Consider the following 23,436-nt stretch of genomic DNA (forward strand, 5'->3'; position numbering starts at 1 on the left):
CCGTGCGGACGACGACGCAGGTCAGCGGGCGATCCAGGTGGCCCGGGCGGTACCGAGCAGCGCGCCGTCCGGGCCGTACAGGCTGGTGTGCACCATCGCCTTGCGACCGTCGACGCCGACCAACGCGCCGGTCACCACGCACTCGTCACCCGGCGCGGGGTGGGCGACGATCGCTGCCGCGATACGGCCCAGCAGGTACGGGCGGCCCGCCGCGAGCACGGTCCACCCGCCGGGGCAGTCCAGCGCCGCCCAGACCGTTGCCGCGCTCACCTGCTCGGGGGCCCGAAACGGCGCGGCGGTCCGGTCGTCGGGCAGCCGGCCGGGAAAGATCCGTAGGCCGTCCGCCCGGTCCGGGCCGCAGACGTAGCAGCCGGGAAACGGGTGCTCGACCAGCCCTGGGTAGCTGGTCGAGGCGGTCACCGCGGTCGCCCAGTCGACAGGGGGTACGACGGCGTCCACGTCACCGGCCGGGCGGACCTCGGCAACGATCTCGCCGGCCGGGTCGAGGACCGCGCCGTCGACCAGGCTCAGTGCGGTGTCCAGCGGCGGCGGCCGGCGCAGCGTCACCTCGACAGGCTCGGAGCCGCCGGCAGCGGTGGCGAACACTCCCGCGCTCCAACCACCGTTGCCCGAGCCGGGAGGTCCGTTGTAGCGGGACTCGATGCGCACCTGTCGACCTCCGTGGGGGCATGGCCGGCGCCGGCGCCGGTCTTCCCGCAGCCTCGCACGACAGCGGTCGGGTCCATCGGCCGGCCGCCGTTCATCCGATCGACACCGGTGGTCACCGCCGATGGCACCCGGGGCACCTACACAGGTCCCATGGCCGTTCTGCATGCCGCTGGCGCACCCCTGACGACCAGCGGATACACCCTGCTGATCGCCGACGACCCCACCCAGGTCGCGGCCGCGCAACGCCTGCGCCACGAGGTGTTCGCCACCGAGCTCGGCGCCACCCTCCGTCCCGGCGCGGCCGGGTTGGACGTGGACACCTTCGACGCCCACTGCGACCACCTGATCGTCCGCCACGAGCGGACAGGCGAGGTGGTCGGCACGTACCGGCTGCTGCCGCCCGGGCGCACCAACAGGCGGTACGCCGAGGACGAGTTCGACCTCACCGCACTCGACCCGCTGCGCGACGACCTGGTCGAGGCGGGCCGCTCCTGCGTGCACCCGGACCACCGCTCCGGAGCGGTGATCAACCTGATGTGGGCGGGCATCATCAGGTACCTGCACCTGCGCGGCTCCCGCTGGCTCGGTGGCTGCGCCTCGGTCCCGATCGCCGACGGCGGCCGGACGGTCGCCGAGGTGTGGGCCCAGGCGCAGGCCCGGCACCTGTCGCCGCCCCCGCTGTCGGTCGCGCCGCAGTTCCGCCGCTGCTGCGCGGCTACCTCCGGCTGGGCGCGTGGATCTGTGGCGAGCCGTCGTACGACCCGGACTTCGGTTGCGCGGACTTCTACGTGCTCTTCTCGCTGGACCGGATGAACCCGCGCTACCTGCGGCACTTCCTCGGCGAGGCGCGGCGGTGACCGCCGTACCGCACGACCTGTGGCGGCCGACGTCCGGCTGCGGCGAGCAGTGCCTGCCGGCGGCCGGCGAGGTGCCGACCGTGCCCGTGGCCCGCCGTGTGCTCCGGCTGGTGTCGGCGGCCGGGATGCTGCTTGCCGGGGTGGGGGTGGCGGTGGTGCTGCCCGCATTGCCGGCGCGTGAGCGGCAGGCTTTGGCGCGTGGTTGGGCCCGGACCACCGCGCGGGCGTTCGGCGTCCGACTGGTGATCAAGGGCCGGTTGCCCCGGCGGCGCGCGCTGCTGGTCGCCAACCACGTCTCGTGGCTGGACATCCTGGCCGTGCTTGCCGTGGCGCCGGCCCGACTGGTGGCGAAGCGCGAGGTCCGTACCTGGCCGGTGCTCGGCCTGCTCGCGGCGGCCGGAGGCACGGTCTTCGTGGACCGGTCCCGGCCACGGGCGCTGCCGGCCACCGTGCGCCGGCTCGCCGACACGCTGCGCGCCGGTCGCTCGGTCACGGTCTTTCCCGAGGGTACGACCTGGTGTGCGGGCGATGCGGTGACGTGTCGCCCCGGCGGCGGGTTCCGCCCGGCCATGTTCCAGGCGGCCATCGACTCGGGCAGCCCGGTGGTGCCGCTGCGACTCGTCTACCGGTGCGAGGCCATCGGATCTACGACCACGGCAGCCGCGTTCCTCGGCGCGGACACCCTGCTGCGCTCGGTGGCCCGGGTGGTGGCGGCGCGGGACCTGGTGGTCACTGTGACGATCGCCGCCGCGCTGCACCCGGCCCGTGACGCCGACCGGCGGTTGCTGGCCCGGGCCGCGGAGTCGGCCGTACACCTGCTGCCTGCGGCAAACGGCGCGGCGGCCGGCGCGGCTGACCCCCGGCGGTATGCGGCATCCGTTCTGTCCTTGGCAGTGGAGCCGCCCGTCACCGGACGCGAGCTGGACCTGGCGGCGTGAGAGGCCGTGGGTGCCCCGGACCCGGGGCACCCACGGCGTGCCCTTTGCACTGCTTCAACGGACGCAACAAATCCAGCCCGATTCCGTTGCGCGGGTTGAAGCAGAGCAAAGGGGGAGCGGGCGAGGTGGCTGGTCCCCGAGGGAGCGACCGGCGGCCGGTGGGATTCCTGCCCGATTACGTGGTGGCACCGGGTGTTCGCCACCGGGATGGTTAAACTCTGGGCCTCCGCGACACCCGGGAGCATCGTGGCCCGCGCCCGACCCGTGGAGTCCGACCAGAAGGAGCCGCCGTGACCACCGTGTTCAGCCACGGTCGGCTCCGGCTCTACCTGCTGAAACTCCTCGACGACGGTCCGAAGCACGGCTACGAGCTGATCCGCCTCCTGGAAGAGCGGTTCCTCGGGTCGTACGCGCCCAGCGCCGGCACCATCTATCCCCGGCTTCAGCGCCTCGAAGCCGAGGGCCTGGTCAGCCACACAGCAGGCGGAGGGCGCAAGACCTACTCCATCACCGAGGCCGGTCGGGACGAGCTGCGCCAGCGGGCGGACGAGCTGGCCGTCCTGGAAGCGGACATCGCGGCCTCCGTGGCGGACCTCGCCGCCCTCGCCGGCCAGGAGCACGGTGCGGCGAGTGACGCGACGCGCGACCTCAAGCGGGAGGTGAACGGGGCCACCCGACAGGCCCGGCGTACCCGGTGGGAGCCGTCCGCCCCGCCGCCCCGGCCGGCGTCGTCGGACGGGCCGCACGCGGACCTGCTCGACGAGTTCGACAAGCGGTTGGCCGCGTTCGCCGCCGAGGTCGGCCGCCTGGCGCGCGCCCGGCGGTTCAGCGACACCCAGCTGCGCACCGCGACCCGGCTCCTCGACGGCACCCTGGACGGGCTCCGCCGGCTGCTGCGCTGACGAAGAGGCCGCAGCTGGCGCCGCGCCGACCGGGACTCACAGGGATTTTCCAGGGAGCGTCCAGCGCCGGTGCAGTGAGGTCACCGATGATGGGCACATGCCCGCTACCCAGACCGAGGCGCGACTTCTCGTCGTCGAGGACGACCCGAACATCCTCGAACTCCTCTCCGCGAGCCTGCGGTTCGCGGGCTTCGACGTGGCCACCGCGACCAGTGGCAGCGCGGCCCTCAACGCCGCGAAGGATCACCGGCCCGACCTTGTGGTGCTCGACGTGATGCTGCCGGATCTGGACGGCTTCGAGGTCATCCGGATGCTCCGCGAGGGCGGTACGCGTACCCCGGTGGTCTTCCTGACCGCCCGGGACGCCACCGACGACAAGATCCGTGGGCTCACCCTGGGTGGCGACGACTACGTCACCAAGCCGTTCAGCCTGGAGGAGCTGACAGCCCGGATCCGCGCCGTGCTGCGCCGCACGACTACCGGCGAGCAGGCCCCCTCCCGGCTGACCTTCGCCGACCTGGAGTTGGACGAGGAGACCCACGAGGTGCACCGGGCCGGGCAGCGGGTGCAGCTGTCGCCGACCGAGTTCAAGCTGCTGCGCTACCTGATGCTCAACGCCAACCGGGTGCTGTCCAAGGCGCAGATCCTCGACCACGTCTGGAACTACGACTTCCGTGGTGACGACAACATCGTCGAGTCCTACATCTCCTACCTGCGACGCAAGGTAGACACCACCCAACCTCGGCTGATCCACACCCTCCGCGGCGTGGGGTACGTGCTGCGCAAGCCGGCGGCGTGAAAGCGGTCCAGCAGGCGAAGGGACGACTGCGGGCCGTACCGCTGCGGGTGAAGCTCGTGACCGCGGTGCTCGCCCTTGTCGCCTGTGCGCTGCTGGTCATCAGCTCGCTCACCACGTTCTTCCTGCGCAGCTACCTGGTGGGCCAGGTCGACAGCGAGCTCACCGGCTCGGCTCGCAGCATCGAGAGCGCGGTGGTGACCGCGCAGCAGGGCCGGTTGGGTATCCCGACCGACTACCTGGTGGTGGTGACAAGCCGGAGCGGCGACCGGGTCCTCGGCTACCAGTTCGACGACAGGCGCTTCGGCATGGGCGACCTGCCGCCGTGGCCGACCGACGCCGCAGGCTTCGAGCAGTTGGAAGGCGAACCCTTCACCGTCCGCGCCCGGGACAGCAACGTGCGCTGGCGGATGCTGTACACGGAGCTGCCCAACGGTCAACTCGCGGCCATCGGTCAGCACCTGACCGACGTCGAACAGGCGGTGAAGCGCCTGGTCTGGATAGACCTCCTGGTGGGCGGCGCGGTACTGCTCCTGCTCGCCTCATTGGGCGCGGCGATCGTCCGGACCAGCCTCAAACCGCTCGTGGAGATCGAACGGACTGCCGCCGCCATCGCCGGTGGTGATCTGACCCGCCGAGTCCCCGACCCGGAGGAGGGCCACGAACAACCCACCTCCGAACTGGGACGGCTCTCCCGAGCGCTGAACGCGATGCTCACCCAGATCGAGGCAGCGTTCACCGCCCGGGCCGCGTCGGAGTTCGCCGCCCGCTCGGCGGAGAGCAGCGCCCGCGACGCCGCTGCCGCCGCCCAGGCGTCCGAGGCGCGAGCGCGACGCTCCGAGGAGCGGATGCGGCAGTTCGTCGCGGACGCCTCGCACGAGCTGCGTACCCCGCTGACCACCATCCGTGGCTTCGCCGAGCTGTACCGGCAGGGCGCGGCACGGGCACCGGAGCAGACCGCCGGCCTGTTGCGCCGGATCGAGGACGAGGCGGCCCGGATGGGGCTGCTCGTGGAGGACCTGCTGCTGCTGGCCCGGCTGGACCGGGAGCGGCCGCTCTCGCTGGCCCCGGTGGAGCTGCCGGTGCTCGCCTCCGACGCGGTGCAGGCGGCCCGGGTGATCGCTCCGGACCGGCGTATCGAGTTGGAGATCGCGCCCGATTCGGGCCCACTCGTGGTGTTCGGCGACGACGCGCGGTTGCGTCAGGTCATCGGCAACCTCGTGACGAACGCGTTGACCCACACCCCGCCCGAGGCCCGGGTGAGCGTGCGCCTGCGTGCCGAGCCGGGGAACCTCGCCGTGGTGGAGGTGGCCGACACCGGCCCGGGTCTCACCAAGGAACAGTCGGAGCGGGTCTTCGAGCGCTTCTACCGGGCCGACGCGGCACGTACCCGACGGGCCGACGGGAACATCAGCACCGGGCTCGGCCTGGCCATCGTCGCCGCTCTGGTCTCCGCTCACCACGGCTCGGTCGAGGTGGTGGAGACGCCGGGCGGCGGGGCCACCTTCCGGGTCCGGCTGCCGCAGGTGCCACACGTCGAGGGCGTGGGCGAGTGACTTTCAGCCAACTTCCAGGGCGATTCCAGGTTGGTCGCAGTGCCTGGGGAGAAGGTAGTCCCATGACCGAGTTCGAGTCCGACCCGCAGCGGCGGCCGGCACCCACCGACGCCGAGCCGTCGCACCCCACTGCCGAGCTGCCGCGCGACGAACGCGCGCAGACCGACTCCCCGACCACGCCCGTCCAGGTCGTCTCGACCGACGAGGGTGCGCACCCCACCGCCGGTCCCGACGCGCCGGCCCCATCCAGCGGGTACGCCGGCCAGCCGACCGGCTACGAGCCCCCGACGAGCACCCCCTCCGCCGCGCCGTACCCGGTCTCCGGGCACCCCACGCACGGCCAACCCGGCTATCCGCAGCAGTACCCGGGCGCGCCCTGGTACGCGGGTCAGCAGTCCGGCTGGACCGGCGGGGGTCAGCCGGGCATGGCCTACCAGCAGCACTCCCAGCACCAGCAGCACCCCGGGCAGCCGATGCCTCCGTGGGGTCCGCAGGCCACGCCGCCCGGCACCGGGCCACGGCCGAGCCGGATCGCCAAGTTCGCAGGTGCCGGCGTCGCGGTGTTCGCCCTCATGCTCGGCTCCGGTGTGGCCGGCGGCGCGCTCGCGCTGGCCCTCGACGGCGACAACGGCATCACCCGCACCTACACGGCGGCCCCGGTGCTCAACAGCGCCGACCTGCCGAAGATCGCCGCCGCCGTTCAGGACAGCGTCGTCTCCATCGCCACCAACAGTGGTGAGGGCTCCGGCGTGGTGCTCAGCGCCGACGGCTACGTGCTCACCAACAACCACGTGGTCGCCTCCGCCGCAGGCGACTCGGTGCAGGTGGTCTTCGCCGACGGCAAGAACGCCCGGGCGAAGATCGTCGGCACGGACCCGAAGACCGACCTGGCCGTGGTGAAGGCCGACGGCGTGAGCGACCTCAAGCCGGCCACCTTCGGCGACAGTGACGCCATGCAGGTCGGCGACCAGGTGCTCGCCCTGGGCAGCCCGCTCGGGTTGCAGGGCTCGGTGACAGCGGGCATCGTCAGCGCCCGGGACCGCACCATCCGGGCCGGCGACAACAACCAGCCCCAGGACCCGAACCAGCAGAGCCAGGGGGCCAGCTCGATCTCCGGCCTGCTGCAGACCGACGCCCCGATCAACCCCGGCAACTCCGGTGGCGCGCTCGTCAACACCCGGGGCGAGGTGATCGGCGTCAACACCGCAATCGCCACCTCCGGCCAGAGCACGGGCAACATCGGCGTCGGCTTCGCCATCCCGAGCAACAAGGCCAAGGACGTCGCGGGCAAGCTCCAGCGCGGCGAGAAGGTAAGCCACCCGTCCCTCGGGGTGGGTGTCAACCAGGCCGAGGGCGGCGGCGCGCTCATCGCGTCGGTCACCCCGGGCAGCCCGGCCGAGAAGGCCGGCCTCCAGCGCGGCGACGTCGTCACCCGCTTCGGCGACAAGCCGGTGAACGACTCCGACGACCTGGTCGGCGCGGTGCAGGCCGGCAAGGTCGGCGACCGGGTCGAGGTGCAGTTCAAGCGCAACGGCGCCGAGAAGTCGGCAACAGTGACGCTCGCCGAGACGTCCTGACCGATAAACCCAACCTGCCTCCCTCCGGCGGCGGGTGGCGGAGCCAAGGGGGTTGGCTCCGTCACCCGCCGCTTTTTTCGACTGCGCGGCGGTTCACCCGGATCGGGTGAACCGCCGTCACCCGTTGGCCCGGCACGTTCGGCAGGCGAACCGGCGACCGTACGGGGGTGTGACGTGAGCGCTGTGGTGGTTGTCCGCGACGATCAGCGGATCCAGCGCGATGTCCTGGCCGAACTGGCCTGGGATCCGCAGTTGCAACCGAACGAGATAGGCGTGACCGTCGACCGGGGCGTCGTGACCCTTACCGGATACGTGGACGGCGCCGCGCGGGGATGGGCGGCGGTCCGCAGCGCGCGGCGCGTACGTGGTGTGCGGGCGGTTGCCGACACCATCGAGGTACGCCTGCCGGGGACTCCGGGGCGTACCGACGCCGACCTGGCCCTCGCCGCCTCGCGGGCGCTGGAGTGGGACAGCTTCGTGCCTGCCGAACGGCTCGACGTGACAGTGGCGAACGGTTGGCTGATGCTGCGCGGCGAGGTCGAATTCGGGTGGCAGCGTCGTGCCGCAGAAGGTGAGGTACGCCGTCTGGACGGCGTACGCGGCATCACGAACCTCATCGAGGTGCGACCGTCCACGCCGACGGACGCTGAACGGTTGCGCCGGGACGTCCAGTGGGCGCTGGCGCGGACTCTTGGCGCCGAGCGGGTGACGGTTGACGTCGACGGCGAGACGCTGGTCCTCGCCGGGGTGGTCCGCTCCTGGTGGGAACGGGACCAGGTCGAGCGGGTGGCCTGGTCTGCGCCGGGGGTGCGGGTCGTCCACGACCAGCTTCTGGTGGGCGGGTGAGCGTCCGTCTTGTCCGGTTTACCGGTGACGCCAGGGGGAAACCGCCGCGCACGCGCACCTCACGGTGGCGTGCCACCCGCACCGGGGGATCAACGGGGGAGGACTCGTGGTCGTGAACCACCCGCCTGCCGACCGCCGCTCGCCGCAGCGGTCGTTGCGCATCGCGATGGTGGTTCCGCCGTGGCTGTCGGTGCCGCCACCCGGCTACGGGGGCCTGGAGCAGGTGGTCGCCGGCCTGGTGGACGCGCTGGCAGCGCACGGGCACGCGGTGACCCTGTTCGGTGCCGGCGAGCAGCACGGCACCGACGCCGACGGCTTCGTCTCCACTGTCGCGGAGGTCCAGTACGAGCGGCTCGGCGAGTCGTTGCCCGAGTTGGCGCACCTGGCCCGGATCAAACGCATGATCACCCCCTCCGATTTCGACGTGATCCACGACCACACGACGATCGGCCCGCTGGTGGCCGGCCGCCGCGCCGTACCGACAGTCGCGACAGTGCACGGCAACCCGGTGGGGGAGTACGGCGACGTGCTCGGCGACGTCGACGAGGGCGCGGCGCTGGTGGCCATCTCGCACGCCCAACGCCGGCTCAACTCGACACTGCCCTGGGCCGGCACCGTGCACAACGCGCTGGACCTGCGCGGTTTTCCGCGGAAGACCGAGCCCGGCCCCGGGCCGGTGCTGTGGCTGGCCCGGTTCAGCCCGGACAAGGGCCCGGACGTGGCCATCCGAGCCTGCCGGGAGGCCGGGCTGCCGTTGCTGCTGGCGGGCAAGTGCAACGAGCCGGCCGAGCGCCGCTACTACGAGCAGGTCGTCGCGCCACTTCTCGACGAGGACGTGACAGTGGTGCTCAACGCCGACCGGGCCGAGACACTGCGGATGCTCGTCGACGCCCGCTGCCTGATCATGCCGATCCAGTGGGACGAGCCGTTCGGCATGGTGATGCTGGAGGCCATGGCGACCGGTACGCCGGTGGTGGCCCTCGACCGCGGCGCGGTGCCCGAACTGGTGCGGCCCGGTCTGACCGGGCTGGTCTGCCAGCGGCCCGACGAACTATCCGCCGCGCTGCGGGCGTCGGTCGAGCTGAACCCGGCGGACTGCGTGGCGCACGTCGCGGAGAACTTCTCGGTCGAGCGGATGGCGTACGGCTACGAGGACATCTACCGGCGCTTCGCCATCGGCAGGCCCGAGGTCCGCGAGACGGCCCCGGTCGCGGCCCGCTGAACAGCCCGGTCGCCGCAAGCGGGCCGGTGGAGCGGACGCGCGGATCAGACCCGGGCGGCGCCCAGTTCGACGATGGCGGCGTCGAGCCGCTGCGCGTACGCCGGACTGATCCCGCCCTCACCCAGCCGGACCGCTACCTTCTCGCGCAGCCGGGCCACCGGCGGGGCCAGTTCGTCTCGGCCGGACCCGACAGCGGCGGTCAGGTTGCGCAGCTCGTTGCGCAGGTCGAGGCCGACGTCGGCGCGGATCTCCCCGTCGCTGAGCCCGGCCTCGATGAGGCCCTCGACCCGGTTGGCGGCCTGGCCGAGAGTGCCCGGCGTCGACGTGGGAGCTCCGGTAGGCAGCGGCGCCGACGGTGACACGCTCGGCAGTGACGGCTCGGCGACCGGCGGATCGGTAGGTGGGTCGGTGGGCGCGGGCGCCACCGGGCCGGTCGAGGGCTGGGCCTGACGGTCCGGCTGTCCGTCGGGCAGCAGGGCCGCGCCGACAAGTGCCAGAGCGACCACCAGGACCACCGGGATCAGCAGCAGCGCCACGCGGCTGCGTGAACGCCGGGGCCGCCCGCCTGCCGAAACCGCCTCGCCCGCCGTCGGCCCGGCCTCGATCACCGCAGCCTGCTCGGACTGCCCCGCCGTCTGCCCGACGGTCGGATGGGTCGCCTGCCCGAACATCGGATCGGTCGCCGGCAGGGCCAAGGTGGGCGGTGGCGGGGCCGGCACGGGCACCCGGATGGTCGCTGTCGGTGGATCGGCCGGCAGCAGGTGGCCGCGCAGCACCGTCGCCACCTGCCGGGCCGTCGGCCGGTCGACCGGGTCCAGCGAGAGGCTGCGCAGGCAGATCCGGGCCACCGGCTCGGGCAGCTCCGGCAGCTCGGCAAACGTCGGTGGCGGGCCGCTGGCCAGCGCGTCGCTGAGCTGCTCCCAGGTGTCCGCTGGGTACGGCACCCGGCCGGTGAGCGCCTCGTGCAGCAGGACGCCGAGCGAGTAGACGTCGGTGGCCGGCTGTGCGGGAGCGCCGTCGAGCCGCTCCGGGGCCACGTACGCAGGGGTGCCGAAGGTGCCGCCGTCCTCGTCCTCGTCCGGCGCGCCGATGCGGGTCGCGATGCCGAAGTCGAGCACCTTGACGCCCATCCCGGTCATCATGACGTTTGCCGGTGTGATGTCCCGGTGCACGATGCCGAGCCGGTGTGCGGCGGCCAGCGCGTCCGCGACCTGTGCGCCGACCTCGACCGCCTCGGGCCACGGCAGCGGCCCCTCGGTGAGCCGCAGCTCCAGTTCCTCGCCGCTGAGCAGCTCCATCACCACGAACGAGGTGATCGACCCGTCCGGGTCGACAGTCTCGCCGTAGTCGTGCACCGATGTCACGTGCGGGTGCACCAACTGGGCGGCGGCCCGGGCTTCCTCCCGCACCATGTCCCGGAACCGCGCGTCCGCAGCCAGCGACGGCGCGAGCACCTTGAGCGCCACGACCCGGTCGAGCACCTCGTCCCGGGCACGCCAGATGACCGACATGCCGCCCGCACCGATCTGGTCGATGAGCCGGTACCTGCGGGCCAGCAATCGGCCCGGCTGGAGTGCTGCGTTCACTGATCGCACCTGCCCTCGGGGGTGGGAGCGGTATCAGGTTGCGCGAATGTGTCGTGCCTGTCAACGCCGATCACCTCAACCGTCGGTGGGTGGAACCCGCCCTGCGCCGGCCATCCTGCGATGGTGCCCCGTCGGCGGGAGGCGGGCCCGTGCCAGGATGAGAGACATGGCAGGGGGACCGGTGGCGTTCGTCCTCGGCGGCGGCGGAGTCCTCGGCGCGGTCGAGGTGGGCATGCTGCGTGCCCTGTTCCGAGCCGGTATCCAACCCGACATCGTGCTCGGCACCTCGATCGGCGCGGTGAACGGCGCGCTGGTCGCCGCCGACCCGTCGGAGGGGGTGACCGACCGGCTGGTCCGGCTCTGGGCGTCACCCGAGGCCAGCGAGGTGTACGGCGACTCGGTCGCCAGGCAACTGCGCCGCTTCGCCGCCCGCACCCACCTGCACTCGCCCCGGCCGCTGCGCCGGTTGCTGGAGTCCGAGTTGGGATCCGACACCACATTCGCCGACCTGCGGGTGCCGTTCCGCTGCTGTGCCGCCCACATCGAGCGGGCCGCCGAGCACTGGTTCACCACTGGCCCGGTGGTGCCGGCCGTCCTGGCGTCCGCCTCGGTGCCAGGGCTGCTCCCACCCACCGAGATCGACGGTGCGCACTACGTGGACGGTGGCATCGTCAACTCGATCCCCATCGGCGAGGCGGTGGCCGTCGGCGCGAGCCAGATCTTCGTCCTCCAGGTGGGGCGGATCGAGCGGGACCTGACGCCGCCCCGGCGGCCCTGGGAGATCGCGCAGGTAGCGTTCGAGATCTCCCGCAGGCACCGCTTCTTCCGGGAGATGGCCGCGCTACCCGAGGGGGTCGAGGTGCACGTCCTGCCGACCGGTGGTCTCGACCCACGTGACGACACACCGTGGGCGTACCGGGACATGGCGGCGGTGGGACGGCGGATAAGTCGGGCGTACACCGCGTCACGCCGGTATCTCGCCGCCAACGTGGAGCGGTGATGCCGCTGCCTCCGAGGTGGCTACGCCGGTTGTTGATCGCCCCCGCTGTCGTTCTGCTCGCTATAACCGTGGTGACCACGCTGCCGGTCTGGGCGCTGCTCGCCATCGCCGCTTCACCGCTGGTCCCGGGCCGGCTGCGCCCGCTGCGACTGCTCTGGATCGGTTGCGTCTACCTGGTCTGGGACGCCGCCGCGCTGCTTGCGCTCTTCATTCTGTGGGTCGTCTCGGGCTGCGGTTGGCGCACCCGCTCGCCGGCGTTCCAGCGCGCGCACTACGTGCTTGCCGGTTGGTTCCTGCGGGTGCTGTTCTGGCAGGCCCGCTGGGCGTTGCGGCTCAGCATCGACGTGGTCGGCACCGATCCCGACACCGCTCTGCCCGGCCGGCCCGAGGTGGTGCTGTGCCGGCACGCAGGGCCGGGCGACTCGTTCATCCTGATCCACGCTCTGGTCAACTGGTTCGCCCGGGAGCCGCGGATCGTGCTCAAGGACAGCCTCCAGTGGGACCCGGCGATCGACGTGCTGCTCAACCGCCTGCCCAGCCGGTTCATCGCGCCCACGCCGGAGCGGGGCGAGGAGACCGTACGCCAGGTCGGGCACCTGGCCGCCGGCCTCGACGACGACGACGCCTTCGTGATCTTCCCGGAGGGCGGCAACTTCACACCGAAGCGGCGGCTGCGCGCCATCGCCCGGCTGCGCTCCCTCGGCCTGGAGCGGATGGCGCAGCGCGCCGAACGGATGCGCCACGTGCTCGCCCCGCAGCCCGGAGGGATGCTCGCGGCGCTGGATGCCGCCCCGGACGCCGGGGTCATCTTCGTCGCCCACACCGGCCTGGACCGGATGCTCACCGTCGCCGACGTGTGGCGGGAACTGCCCATGGACAAGCGGATCGTCATGCGGTTCTGGTCGGTGCCGCCGGAGGAGGTGCCGACCGGCCGCCAGCAGCGCATCGACTGGCTCTATGACTGGTGGGCGCAGATTGACACCTGGATCGCGGCCAATCGGGACGGCCCCGCGTAGGGTGCGCTCGTGGACCATATCTGCGTGGTGACGACGGTTGTGGATGCGCGTTCGGTCGCCGACGTGCTGGCGGCCGCAGCCGTCGCGGGACGGCTCGCCGCCTGCGCTCAGGTAGGCGGTCAGGTGGACAGCACCTACTGGTGGCGTTCTGGTGTGGACACCAGCACCGAGTGGTCCGTGCAGTTCAAGACCGCGCCGGACCGGCTCGCCGCGCTGGTGGAACAGATCCGCGCCAGCCACCCGTACGAGGTGCCGGAGATCCTGGTGTCCAGAGTGGAGAGCGGCCACCCCGGTTACGCCACGTGGGTGCACGAGCACACGCGGCCCTGACGTCGGGAGTTTCAGCCGCCAGGCCGCCCCGCCGTACATGAACGTCCAGGGCAGCCCACTTATCAGTTCGGAAACGCTCACCTAGGTACGCGCACTCTGGGCAGTCTTCGATCTTGCCTGGATGATGGCCGGGTGGACGACACCCGCTACCCCTGCCCCGCCTGCGGTGCCTCGGCTGATCTGAAGGCCGGCTGCGCCGGCTGCCGCCGCCCACCCGACCCGCTCGCGGCCGAGGTGGTCCGACTCGGGCGGGAGGTCGCCCGGCTGGAGCCGGAGGTGGAGCGGGCTCGCCGGACGTACACCGAGTTGGCCGGACAGCTGACGGCGGCCACGCGGCGACGGGCCGAGCTGGCGGCGGTCGTCCGCGCGGCGCACCCGGTCATGCCGGCACCGCAGGTCGCTCGAGCGCCGCTGGTCATGCCGGTGCCGCAGGTTGCGCCAGGCCCGCAGGCGGTGCCGGGGCGCCTCTTCACCCCGGCGCCGGTGGTCCCGACGGGTTCTCCGCCGCGCGCGGCGGAGACCTCGACCCGGACGGTGCAGGGTCTGCTGTTCGTCCTGGGTGGACTCCTGCTCGGCACGGCGGCGGTGGTTTTCACGGCCGTGGCGTGGGCGTCGGTGGGGGTCGCTGGTCGGGCGCTGATCCTCGCCGCGGTAACCGCGCTCACGCTTGCCGCCCCGCTGGTGGCGGTCCGTCGAGGTCTGCGGGGCACAGCGGAGACGTTCGCCGCGGTGGGGTTGCTCCTCGTGCTGCTCGACGGGTACGCGGCCTGGTCGGTGAACCTGGGCGGGGTGACCGACTGGCCGGGCACCCGGTACGCCGCGCTGGTCGGGGGGGCCAGCGCGGCGATCGCCGTGGGGTACGCCCGGTTGAGCGGGTTGACCGGGCCGTGGTTCGCCGCGCTGTTGGCAGCCCAACCGGTGCTGCCGTTGCTCGCCGCGGGGACCGATTTCGGTGCGACCGGCTGGACGCTGGTCCTGCTCGGGGTGGCGCTGCTGAACCTGGCGGTGCTCTACGCGCTGCGTAACGGGCCCGGTTCGGCCCGGTTCGCCGGCCAGATCGTTGCCGGCGTCGGCCAGATCCTCGCGCTGTTCGGCGCCGCAGCCTGCGCCCTGGTGCCGCTGCTGTACGGCCAGGCGTTCGACTCGCCGCTGCTGGCCGGGGCGCCGCTTCTGCTGGTCGCGCTGACCGGGCTCGGAACGGCCTGGCTGATTGGTGGCCCGATGCTGCGGACCATGGCCGCAGGGCTGCTGGTGCCGGTGCTCGCGGCCGCACTGGTGCGCCCGGTGGGCGAACTGCGGCCGTCGCTGCTGCTGTTCGCCGCGGCGATGGTGACACTCGGCCTGGCCGGTGCGGTGCGGCTGCTGCCGGCCGGCTGGCAGACCGGCCCGCGCGTCGGGGCGCTCCTGGTCGCGGTAGGCGCGGCGCAGGTCGCGCTGGTGATCACCTCCACGTTGGCGTTCACAAGCGCCGCCCGGTCGCTGCCGCCGTGGGATGGGGCTGCTCTCGGACCGGACCTGGCCTGGGGCTGGCAGGTCGCTCCCGCCGTGGCGTTGACGTTCGGCGCGGCGGCGCTACTGCTGCCCCGCAGCGTGTGGGGGGTGCTCGCGTCGGCCGGCGGGGTGGCGGTGCTGCTCGCCGTACCCATCGCCTGGACGGCGTCGTGGCCGGCGGTGGTCGCCGTGGACCTGGCGGGCGGGGTCGTGCTGCTGCTCGCCGCGCTGGTCCGTCCGTCGACCCGCCCGGCCATCCTGCTGAGCTGGGCTTTCGGCGGTGCTGTTCTGCTCGCCCACGCGCTGCTGGTGGCGCTGGCCGCCCCGGTCGGGTTCCTGGTGGTGCTCGGCACCGTGGCGGTGCTCGGTGTGGCGCTGACGGTGCGCCGTGCCGTCGGGCCGTACCGGTGGGTTGCGGGTGTCGGTCTGGCTGTCGCGCAGGTCGCGCTGCCCGGCATCGCCGTGGTGGCGTTGTTCGCGGCGGGCGTAGCGCCCTGGTGGCAGGCCCGCGCCGCGCTGGCGACCGCCGGGCTGGCGCTGGCCGGGGTGCTCCTGGTGCGTCGCCACCGGGAGAACCTGACCGGGTACGCGGTTGGCGGCGCCACTCTCGTGGCGGCCGTATCCGGGCTCGCGCCGATCGTCGTGGTGCGCGACGAGCCCGTGACGTTGTACGCCGCGCTGGCGTCGCTCGGCGTCGCGTTCGTCGCCCGGTGGGACCTGTCGACTACCGGTGCCGAGCCGGCCGGTTCGGGGGAGCAGCCGGCAGCCGGCGACACGTCGGGCCCTCAGCCGGTGATCGGTGGACCGTCGGCGGTCGGGGGATCGCAGGCAATCGGGGGACCGCCGACGGTCGGAGGGCCGCCGGTGGTCGGCCTGCCGGGGGCGCTGAACGCGGTGGCGGGTGTGGTGCTGGCGGGGGTCGCCGTGCTGGCGGCGCTGCCGACGGTGCTGAGCGCGCTCGTGAGGCCGTACGACGGGTGGGGGAAGTTCTGGTCCGGTGTGCCGACCGTCGTCGCCGAACCGGAGCGGTTCCCCGCCGGGCTGGCGCTGGTGGCGGTGGCGCTCGTCGCCGTCCTGCTCGGTCGAGAGGTGCGCCCGCCGTGGCTGCCCGCGCTGCCGTTCGCCGCTGCCGCGCTGCCGGTGCTGCTCGTGGCGGCGGGCGCACCCTGGCCCGTGCTGCCGGCCGCGATGCTGCTCTCCGGAGTGGCCACGCTTGTGTACGCCGCCCTGGCCGCACCTCGGCCGGCGCTCGCGCCGATCGCCGTACCGGTGGGGGCGGTGCTTGTCGCGGTCGGGCTGGCGGGGCTCGTGGCCAACCGGGCGGGCACGCTCGCCGCAGAGGGCGTGCTGCTCGTGGCGGCGGTGGTCGTCGCCGTCGCGGCGCGGGCTACCGGGGTGCGGGTCACCGGTTGCCTCGCGGCGATCGGGGCCGCGTGTGCGCTTGCGGTGACCGCTCCGCTTGCTGACGGGCAGCCTCTGCGCGCGGCGGCGTACCCGCTGCTGGCGGTGGCCGCGGTGGTCCTCGCCCTCGGTGCGCTTACCGCACGGCCGCGACGGGCGGGGACCGCTCCGGTGGCCGACTCGCCGCAGCCTGCGGGGAGCGCACACGCGCAGCCTGGGGTGGCCGCACAGGCGCAGCCCGCGGCGTCGGCTGTTCCGCCGTCGGAGGCACGCGCCCGGATCGGTCGGGTGTTGGACGCCGCCGCGCAGGCCGTGGCGGTGGTGGCGGCGCTGCTGACCATCGGGTCGACGCGGCACTTCCCGACCATCTGTGTGCTCTGGGGTGTGGCCGTTGCGCTGCGGCTACTGCGCCGAGGCGAGCCGGCTGGCCGGCGGTGGGCCTTCGGGGGCATCGCCGCGGTGAGCGAGTTGATCGGAGTGTGGGCGCTGCTGGAGTCCGGCGGGGTGACGGTGCTGGAGGCGTACACAGTGCCGGCCGCCGCGCTCGCCCTCGGCGCGGGCCTGCTGGCCCTGCGCACCCGGCCCGACCTGACGAGCTGGCTGGCGCTCGGCCCGGGGTTGGCCGCGGCGTTGCTGCCGAGCCTGGTGTCGGTGCTTGCCGGGTCGGACCCGCAGCCCTGGCGGCGGCTGCTTCTCGGCGCGGCGGCGCTGGGCACGGTGCTGGGCGGTGCCACCCGCCGCTGGCAGGCTCCGGTGGTGCTCGGCGGCGCGGTGCTGGCGGTCCTGGCGCTGCACGAGGTGGCCCTCAGCTGGGACCTGCTGCCCCGGTGGCTCTACCTGGGCGTGGGTGGGCTGGCGCTGATCGCGCTCGCCGCCACCTACGAGCGGCGGCGTCGCGACCTGGCACGGCTGCGCGACGCGGTGGGCCGGCTGGGCTGAGCGGGTGGGGGGTAGGGCGAGCCCTACCCCCCACCCGGGGGTTGTCAGGGTTACTCAGCGCAACTGGCTCCCGGAGACTCAACAGTGAACCCCGGGCCATCCGGTGCGGGTGTGAACCGGGAACGGGGAGCAACGATGTCGCTCGGAGCGGTGGCGGAACCGCCGGTACAACGGCGAGGCAGTGATTACGCACAGTTGTCCCGACGGATCAGTCAGGCTGGCCTGCTGGAGCGCCGCCCCGCCTCGTACGTCGCCCGGATCGTGCTCACCCTCGGTGCCTTCGTGGTCGGCTGGGTGGCCGTCTTCCTGGTCGGCGACTCCTGGTGGCAGGTGCCGCTCGCGGCCCTGCTGGCGGTGGCTACCACCCAGGTCGCGTTCCTCGGTCACGACGCAGGGCACCGGCAGATGTTCCGTCGGCGTGGTCCCAGCGAGTTTGTGGGGCTGATGGCCGGCAATCTCGCGGTCGGGCTCAGCTACGGCTGGTGGGTCGACAAGCACAACCGGCACCACGCCAACCCGAACCACGAGGACGAGGACCCGGACGTCGGCGCGGGCGCCCTGGTGTGGACGTACGACCAGGCGGCGCAGACCCGCGGGTTCGGTCGGTGGATGGCGCGGCGGCAGGCGTACTTCTTCTTCCCCATGCTGCTGCTTGAGGGCCTGAACCTGCACGTGGCGAGCATCCGGGCGATCGTCGGCCGCAACCCCGACGGCCGGTACGCCACGCCGATGCGGCACCGTGCTGTCGAAGCGGGCCTGCTTCTCGCGCACACCGCCGGATACGTGGCACTGCTGTTGGCGGTCATGTCACCGGGCAAGGCGCTGCTCTTCGCCGCCGTGCACCAGGGGCTGTGGGGCCTGTACATGGGCTGCGCGTTCGCGCCGAACCACAAGGGCATGCCGATGCCGACCGCCGAGGACGAGCTGGACTTCCTGCGTAAGCAGGTGCTGACCTCGCGCAACGTACGGGGCAGCCGGGTGGTGGACACCGCGCTGGGCGGGCTCAACTACCAGATCGAGCACCACCTGTTCCCGAACATGCCACGGGCCAACCTGCGCCGGGCCCAGCCGATCGTCCGCGCCTACTGCGCAGAGCAGGGCATCTCGTACGCCGAGACCGGGCTGATCGAGTCGTACCGGCAGGCGCTCGGCCACCTGCACGAGGTGGGCCGGCCGCTGCGCGGTTGAGCGGGTCGGCCGCTGCGCGGTTCGAGTGGGTCGGCCGCTGCGCGGTTCGAGTGGTCCCGGCCGCTGGTCGATGCCGGCGGCCGGCACCGGTAGGGTCGGCGCATGGCAGACCTGCTCACCGCACACGCGGTACGAGATGACTCGAACGAGATCAGGCGGAGTGCCTCATGAGGTTCGAGATCAGCAAGGTGCTCGATGCCATCGAAGGTCGGGTCTGCACGGACCCGTCGCTGGCGCGAGCTGTGCTCGACCTGGCCGAGGTGATCCGCTACCAGGACATCGACGGCGGCCGGCCGGCAAGCCTGCTGCGCCTCGGCATGGTCATCGACGCGCTCTCCCGCGAGTTGGAGGAGGACAGCGTCCAGGTGTACGCAGTGGTGCACCGGGCTCTGCTCTCCGACGCGGACCTCACCTCCAACGAGCGGATGGTCGTCCGCCGCTGGGCCGACGACGGCCTCGTCGAGGTGCTCGACAACCCCGGCGACCGGATGCTCGAGGTCGCCGACCTGCTCGGGTTGCCGGTGCTCAGCCGGGTCCGCTTCGACGGCCTGCGCGGCCGGTTCCCCTGGCTGGTCGAGCAGCCCGGTCGGGTGGTGGCCCCGGTGCCCGGTGCTGGTGGGCCGGTGTTCATCGCGCACGTCGGCGGCGGGCACACACCCGTTGCCGGCAAGCGCTCGCCGACCGGTGTGAAGCTGCTGGCCCGCCAGTGGCGGTGCGCGGAGTCGGGTTGCGCGCTGTTCGGCGGTGGCGGTGGGGGCGGCGCGTTCGCCGACCTGACCGGAGGGGCCGACCGCAGCCCGGCGGCGCAGCCACCGCCCGCTCTGCGCAACGGCGTGCCCACCTGCCCTCGGCACGGCGTACGGCTCGGTGACGGCGGCCCACGGCCGCGCAGCGAGGTGCTCGCGGTGCGCGTCGGTGGCCTGGTCCGGCGGCGGTTCGTGCTCACCGAGGACCAGCCGGTGGTGGCCGGCCGTGCCCCCGAGCAGGACGGCGGGATCATGCTCGGGCAGTGGCTCAACGACGAGGCGCGGCGGTGGATCAGCCGTGGTCACGTCCATTTCGAGCTGCGGGTCGGCGAGGTCATCGTGACCGACATCAGCACCAACGGTTCCGGCATCCGGCCCTCCGGCTCGATGGCCGAGTCGGACCGGATCCCGCTGGCCCCCCAGCAGTCGAGGGTGTTGGGTGAGGCCGACATGGTCGAGCTCTATCCGGGGGTGCAGATCGGTAGGGCCGAGGAACTGCCCACCGGTGCCCCGTTCACCCCCACGTCGGTGATGGCGGAGGCCCCGACGATGGCGATGCGCCTGCCCCGTCCCTGACGCGCGGAGGCGGGCGCCGGAGGTCCGACGCCCGCCTTCCGCACACGTACCGGGTCAGCTGGCCAGCACTGTGGCGAGTTGGGCCACCGCGAGGTCGATCTCCTCCTCGGTGATCACCAGCGGCGGGGCGAGCCGGATGGTGGAGCCGTGGGTGTCCTTGGCGAGCACTCCGCGCTCGGCGAGCCGCTCGCACGCCTCGCGGCCGCTCATCAGCGCCGGGTCGATGTCCAGGCCGGCCCACAGGCCGCGCACGCGTACGCCGACCAGGCCCTTGCCGACCAGGGCTTCCAGGCCGGCACGCAGCCGCTCGCCCAGCTCGGCCGAGCGGCGCTGGAACTCGCCGGTGGCAAGCAGCCGGACCACCTCGATCGCCACCGCGCACGCGAGGGGGTTGCCGCCGAAGGTGGAGCCGTGCTGGCCGGGTTTGAGGACACCGAGCACGTCGGCGTTCGCGGCCACCGCCGACACCGGCACGATGCCGCCGCCGAGCGCCTTGCCCAGCAGGTACATGTCGGGCACGACGCCCTCGTGGTCACAGGCGAAGGTCGCGCCGGTACGCCCCAGGCCGGATTGGATCTCGTCGGCGATGAAGAGCACGTTCCGCTCGGTGCAGACCTGGCGTACGCCCGGCAGGTAGCCCTCCGGCGGCACCACCACACCCTGCTCGCCCTGGATCGGCTCCAGCAGCACGGCCACCGTGTTCTCGTCGATGGCTGCGGTCAGGGCGGCCAGGTCGCCGTAGGGAACGACAGTGAACCCCGGGGTGTACGGCCCGAAGTCCGCGCGGGCGTCCTCGTCGGTGGAGAAGCTCACGATGGTGGTGGTCCGGCCGTGGAAGTTGCCCTCGGCGACCACGATGTTGGCCTGCCCGGCGGGCACGCCCTTCACCTGGTAACCCCACTTGCGGGCGACCTTGATGCCGGTCTCCACCGCCTCGGCGCCGGTGTTCATGGGCAGCACCAGGTCTTTGCCACACAGCTCGGCCAGCTCCCGGCAGAAGTCGGCGAACTGGTCGTGGATGAACGCGCGGCTGGTAAGCGTCAGCCGGTCCAGCTGGGCGTGCGCGGCGGCGATCAGCTGCGGGTGCCGGTGGCCGAAGTTGAGCGCCGAGTAGCCGGCCAGGCAGTCCAGGTAGCGGCGACCGTCCACGTCGGTGAGCCAGGCGCCCTCCGCCGACGAGATCACCACCGGCAGCGGGTGGTAGTTGTGCGCCGTCCAGCGCTCGGCGTCCCGGACCGCTCCCGGCGTACGCAAAATGTCATCCACGATCACTTGCTTGCCTTTCCCTGACGGAGTCGCAGCGTGCAGCACTTCGGTCCGCCGCCGGCCTTACGCAGCTCGGAAAGGTCGACGCCGATGGTTTCGTAGCCCCGGTCGCGCAGTGCGGCGGCCAGGTCGGTGGCCTGGACGGGCAGCACCACATGCCGGCCGTCGCTCACCGCGTTGAGCCCCAGCACCTCGGCGTCGGCCATCGTGGCGTGCACCGCGTCGGGGAAGAGACGCCGCAGCACGGCCTGGCTGCCGGGGGAGAACGCCTCGGGCAGGTACGCGACGGTCCGCTCGTCGAGCACTGTCAGCGCGGTGTCCAGGTGGTAGAAGCGCGGGTCGACCAGTTGCAGGGTGACCACCGGGTAGCCGAAGACCTCCTGCAACTGGGCGTGGGCGGCGTGCGCGGTGCGGAAGCCGGTGCCGGCCAGCAGGTGGTCACCGGCCAGCAGGATGTCGCCTTCGCCCTCGTTGACGTGCTTGGGGTCGTACACCTGGAAGCCGGCGGCCTCGAACCAGGCCCGGTAGGCGGGCGCCTCGTCGGCGCGCTGCGGGTCGCGGAACTGCACGGCCATCGCCTTGCCGTCTATCACGGTGCCGCCGTTGGCGGCGAAGACCATGTCGGGCAGGCCGGGCACCGGGGTGATCTCCTCGACGGAGTGGCCCAGGTCGCTGTAGATCTGGCGCAGCTGCTCCCACTGCCGGACGGCCAGCGCGGTGTCCACCGGTGCGTTCGGGTCCATCCAGGGGTTGATCGCGTAGTCGACGGCGAAGTACGTCGGCCGGCACATCAACAGGTGCTGGCTGGTGGCGTCCATCGTCATGGTCCTGCTCCCACGGGTCGGGCGCGCCCCGGCCACCGTGGCCCACGGGCTGGCGCCGTTGCCCAACGTTATGCGGCGTCAGCGGCAGGATCCACCGTCGAGAGTTGCGCAGACCGAAGATTCGTTGCGTCTAAGCCGCCTTTGGATACGATCTGTTGCGTAGCGGTGGCTTGATGAGCCCGATTCGGGTTTCGGGCCTCTGGTTGGCGCGTCCGGGCGCTGGGGACGCGCCCGACCCGGAACTCTGCCGGACCGTAGACACACTTGAGGGGCGGCGAATCGCCGCCCCTCAACGAGTGTTGCCCGGCCGGTGAACCACCGGGAAGTCGGGCTGCCGACGAACCGCCGGCCTTGCCGGTGCACCACCGGCGAGCCGAACAGTGCCCGCTAGAAACGGTCGACAAACTGTGAGTCAAGCCACTCCCGGAAGCGCTGCACCCAGTCGCCGTCGGTGGTGGGCCACACGAACTGACCGGTCATCGCCAGCACGCCGATCACCACGGCGGAGATCCCGATCAGAATGCCGAAGAGCGCGTCGGTCTTGCCCGCGACGTGCCGACGGCGGGTGGCCATCAGGCCGAGGACCGAGAGCACCGCGCCGAACGCGCCGAGCCCGATGCCGTACCCGGCCAGGGTGCCGGTCAGCACGAACAGTGCACCGGCGACCGCGACGATCAGGCCGAGGGTGGCGAGCAGGCTGGCGCGGGGCTTCGGGCCGCGTACGACAGCAGGCTCGGCGTCAGCCCGGTCCGGGGTCGGGTCGACCGGACGGTCGGTCACAGCGCGGTCCGTCGTGTCGGACCGCCGGGTCGTGGGGTCGAGGTCGGTGTCCCGCTCGTCGGTGCGCCCGCGGGTCGAAGCGATGCCGGGCCGGGTGTCGGTGTCCGCCGCTCGGTCGACCGCGCGGGTGTCGGTGTCCGCCGCTGCGGTGCGCTCCGCCGACATGGTGGAACGGGCGTCGCCATCTACCGGCCGGGCGGTCGCGGCCCGGGCCACGGCGGCCCGCTCGGCAGCCCGCCGCTCGGCGGCCTGCTCGGAGGGCCGCCCCGCCGAGCCGGCCTGCTCGGTGGGCGCGGCGTCGCTGCGGTACGTCGTCTGGTCGGCGTTCCGGTCCGTGACCACCGGGCGGGCGGTGCTGTCGTTCGACCGGCCCCCGGTCATCACGGTGTTCTCGCGATCGCTCACCGGGGTGTCGCGACCGTCGACGTTCTCGTCCTGCGTCGGCGCCGGCTCGGACCGGCGGGACAGCGAAGGAATCCTGACCACTACACACCTCCTGTTGAATGCGTGGTGGCCGACAGGATCGGGTGGCACCCCACGCGGTACCGCCCTGAAATACCCCGATGGGCGTTTCCTGACACCAACACGGGGTACGCCGAGCTCAGCGCCAGCTCCGCGCCGCCGACGCCGCGGGGTTTCCCTTGATCGACTCGGGTTCCTTGAAGGCGGGGTATCCCCGCATCTGGGATACCGCGATTTCCAGGAACCCGAGATCACCGGTCCGCGTAGAGCACGCGCACCCCGGCCAGTTGCACGTACACCTCCCGGCGGTCGACGGCCAGGCCCTTGCCGTCGAGCGCATAGCCGGTCAACCAGACCCAACCGGGGTACGTCGGGCGAGCATCCACACTCACCTCGATCGTTCACGGCTGATGTCGGGCGTTCCGGCCCCGCGCGTGTGATCGTTCATTGTCGATGCGGTTGGGTTCG

The 23,436-nt window shown here is 72.7% G+C and carries 19 protein-coding genes and 1 pseudogene; 14 read left to right on the forward strand and 6 right to left on the reverse strand.

Going from position 1 to position 23,436, the window contains the following annotated elements:
* Positions 1-21: 21 nt before the first annotated feature.
* Positions 22-669, reverse strand: a complete 648-nt coding sequence (locus ACLQ23_RS16490; protein WP_355631190.1) for a hypothetical protein — start codon at positions 667-669, stop codon at positions 22-24.
* A 150-nt stretch (positions 670-819) separates the two neighbouring features.
* On the opposite strand from ACLQ23_RS16490, the pseudogene ACLQ23_RS16495 reads away from it, so the two are divergent.
* From ACLQ23_RS16495 to ACLQ23_RS16530, 8 genes and pseudogenes are all read left to right on the forward strand, one after another.
* A pseudogene (locus ACLQ23_RS16495) lies at positions 820-1,526 on the forward strand (GNAT family N-acetyltransferase).
* Positions 1,523-2,464 (forward strand): lysophospholipid acyltransferase family protein, encoded by a 942-nt coding sequence (locus ACLQ23_RS16500; protein ID WP_355631193.1) that lies wholly within the window; start codon positions 1,523-1,525, stop codon positions 2,462-2,464. Before ACLQ23_RS16495 ends, ACLQ23_RS16500 begins: the two are co-directional and overlap by 4 nt.
* Before the next feature lie 290 nt (positions 2,465-2,754).
* Entirely contained in the window at positions 2,755-3,366 is a 612-nt protein-coding gene (locus ACLQ23_RS16505; protein ID WP_355591110.1) for a PadR family transcriptional regulator, read from the forward strand.
* 97 nt (positions 3,367-3,463) lie between these two features.
* A complete protein-coding gene (locus ACLQ23_RS16510; RefSeq protein WP_030336721.1) occupies positions 3,464-4,165 on the forward strand; it encodes a response regulator transcription factor in 702 nt (233 codons plus the stop codon).
* On the forward strand, positions 4,162-5,718 hold the full coding sequence (locus ACLQ23_RS16515) for a HAMP domain-containing sensor histidine kinase (protein ID WP_355591113.1): 1,557 nt from the start codon (positions 4,162-4,164) through the stop codon (positions 5,716-5,718). Before ACLQ23_RS16510 ends, ACLQ23_RS16515 begins: the two co-directional genes overlap by 4 nt.
* 62 nt (positions 5,719-5,780) lie before the next feature.
* On the forward strand, positions 5,781-7,295 hold the full coding sequence (locus ACLQ23_RS16520; RefSeq protein WP_355633147.1) for a S1C family serine protease: 1,515 nt from the start codon (positions 5,781-5,783) through the stop codon (positions 7,293-7,295).
* 174 nt (positions 7,296-7,469) lie between these two features.
* The gene (locus ACLQ23_RS16525; protein WP_355591119.1) at positions 7,470-8,141 is read left to right on the forward strand and encodes a BON domain-containing protein; all 672 of its coding nucleotides are present in this window, start codon (positions 7,470-7,472) and stop codon (positions 8,139-8,141) included.
* 166 nt (positions 8,142-8,307) lie between these two features.
* A complete protein-coding gene (locus ACLQ23_RS16530) occupies positions 8,308-9,363 on the forward strand; it encodes a glycosyltransferase family 4 protein (RefSeq protein WP_355631042.1) in 1,056 nt (351 codons plus the stop codon).
* A gap of 44 nt (positions 9,364-9,407) precedes the next feature.
* Here ACLQ23_RS16530 and ACLQ23_RS16535 read toward each other — a convergent pair whose 3' ends face one another.
* The gene (locus ACLQ23_RS16535; RefSeq protein WP_425880781.1) at positions 9,408-10,949 is read right to left on the reverse strand and encodes a serine/threonine-protein kinase; all 1,542 of its coding nucleotides are present in this window, start codon (positions 10,947-10,949) and stop codon (positions 9,408-9,410) included.
* Positions 10,950-11,115: 166 nt separating this feature from the next.
* Here ACLQ23_RS16535 and ACLQ23_RS16540 point away from each other — a divergent pair, with 166 nt between their 5' ends.
* The 6 genes from ACLQ23_RS16540 to ACLQ23_RS16565 all read left to right on the forward strand — a co-directional run bounded on the left by ACLQ23_RS16540 (position 11,116) and on the right by ACLQ23_RS16565 (position 19,636).
* Positions 11,116-11,949: a patatin-like phospholipase family protein gene (locus ACLQ23_RS16540; protein WP_355631030.1), complete on the forward strand. Its 834-nt coding sequence runs from the start codon at positions 11,116-11,118 to the stop codon at positions 11,947-11,949.
* Positions 11,949-12,965 carry a 1-acyl-sn-glycerol-3-phosphate acyltransferase gene (locus ACLQ23_RS16545; protein ID WP_355631027.1) on the forward strand — a complete coding sequence of 339 codons (1,017 nt, stop codon included), beginning with the start codon at positions 11,949-11,951 and terminating at the stop codon, positions 12,963-12,965. The genes ACLQ23_RS16540 and ACLQ23_RS16545 overlap by 1 nt, the downstream gene beginning before the upstream one ends.
* 9 nt (positions 12,966-12,974) lie before the next feature.
* Positions 12,975-13,295 carry a divalent-cation tolerance protein CutA gene (cutA, locus tag ACLQ23_RS16550; RefSeq protein WP_355631024.1) on the forward strand — a complete coding sequence of 107 codons (321 nt, stop codon included), beginning with the start codon at positions 12,975-12,977 and terminating at the stop codon, positions 13,293-13,295.
* Positions 13,296-13,427: 132 nt separating this feature from the next.
* Entirely contained in the window at positions 13,428-17,126 is a 3,699-nt protein-coding gene (locus ACLQ23_RS16555; protein ID WP_355631021.1) for an SCO7613 C-terminal domain-containing membrane protein, read from the forward strand.
* Between the two features lie 135 nt (positions 17,127-17,261).
* A complete protein-coding gene (locus ACLQ23_RS16560; protein WP_355591136.1) occupies positions 17,262-18,314 on the forward strand; it encodes a fatty acid desaturase family protein in 1,053 nt (350 codons plus the stop codon).
* A gap of 167 nt (positions 18,315-18,481) precedes the next feature.
* Positions 18,482-19,636 carry an FHA domain-containing protein gene (locus ACLQ23_RS16565; protein WP_355591139.1) on the forward strand — a complete coding sequence of 385 codons (1,155 nt, stop codon included), beginning with the start codon at positions 18,482-18,484 and terminating at the stop codon, positions 19,634-19,636.
* 54 nt (positions 19,637-19,690) lie between these two features.
* Here ACLQ23_RS16565 and rocD read toward each other — a convergent pair whose 3' ends face one another.
* The 4 genes from rocD to ACLQ23_RS16585 form a co-directional block, all read right to left on the reverse strand.
* Complete coding sequence (rocD, locus tag ACLQ23_RS16570) at positions 19,691-20,905, reverse strand: ornithine--oxo-acid transaminase (RefSeq protein WP_355591423.1); 1,215 nt, start codon at positions 20,903-20,905, stop codon at positions 19,691-19,693.
* Positions 20,905-21,720: a dimethylargininase gene (ddaH, locus tag ACLQ23_RS16575; protein WP_355591426.1), complete on the reverse strand. Its 816-nt coding sequence runs from the start codon at positions 21,718-21,720 to the stop codon at positions 20,905-20,907. Before ddaH ends, rocD begins: the two co-directional genes overlap by 1 nt.
* Positions 21,721-22,113: 393 nt before the next feature.
* The gene (locus ACLQ23_RS16580) at positions 22,114-22,992 is read right to left on the reverse strand and encodes a DUF308 domain-containing protein (RefSeq protein WP_355631018.1); all 879 of its coding nucleotides are present in this window, start codon (positions 22,990-22,992) and stop codon (positions 22,114-22,116) included.
* A 227-nt stretch (positions 22,993-23,219) separates the two neighbouring features.
* Entirely contained in the window at positions 23,220-23,360 is a 141-nt protein-coding gene (locus ACLQ23_RS16585; RefSeq protein ID WP_425880782.1) for a hypothetical protein, read from the reverse strand.
* Between the last annotated feature and the right edge of the window lie 76 nt (positions 23,361-23,436).

Origin of the sequence: Micromonospora sp. DT41 (assembly GCF_049841715.1) — a bacterium.
Taxonomy (GTDB): domain Bacteria; phylum Actinomycetota; class Actinomycetes; order Mycobacteriales; family Micromonosporaceae; genus Micromonospora; species Micromonospora profundi.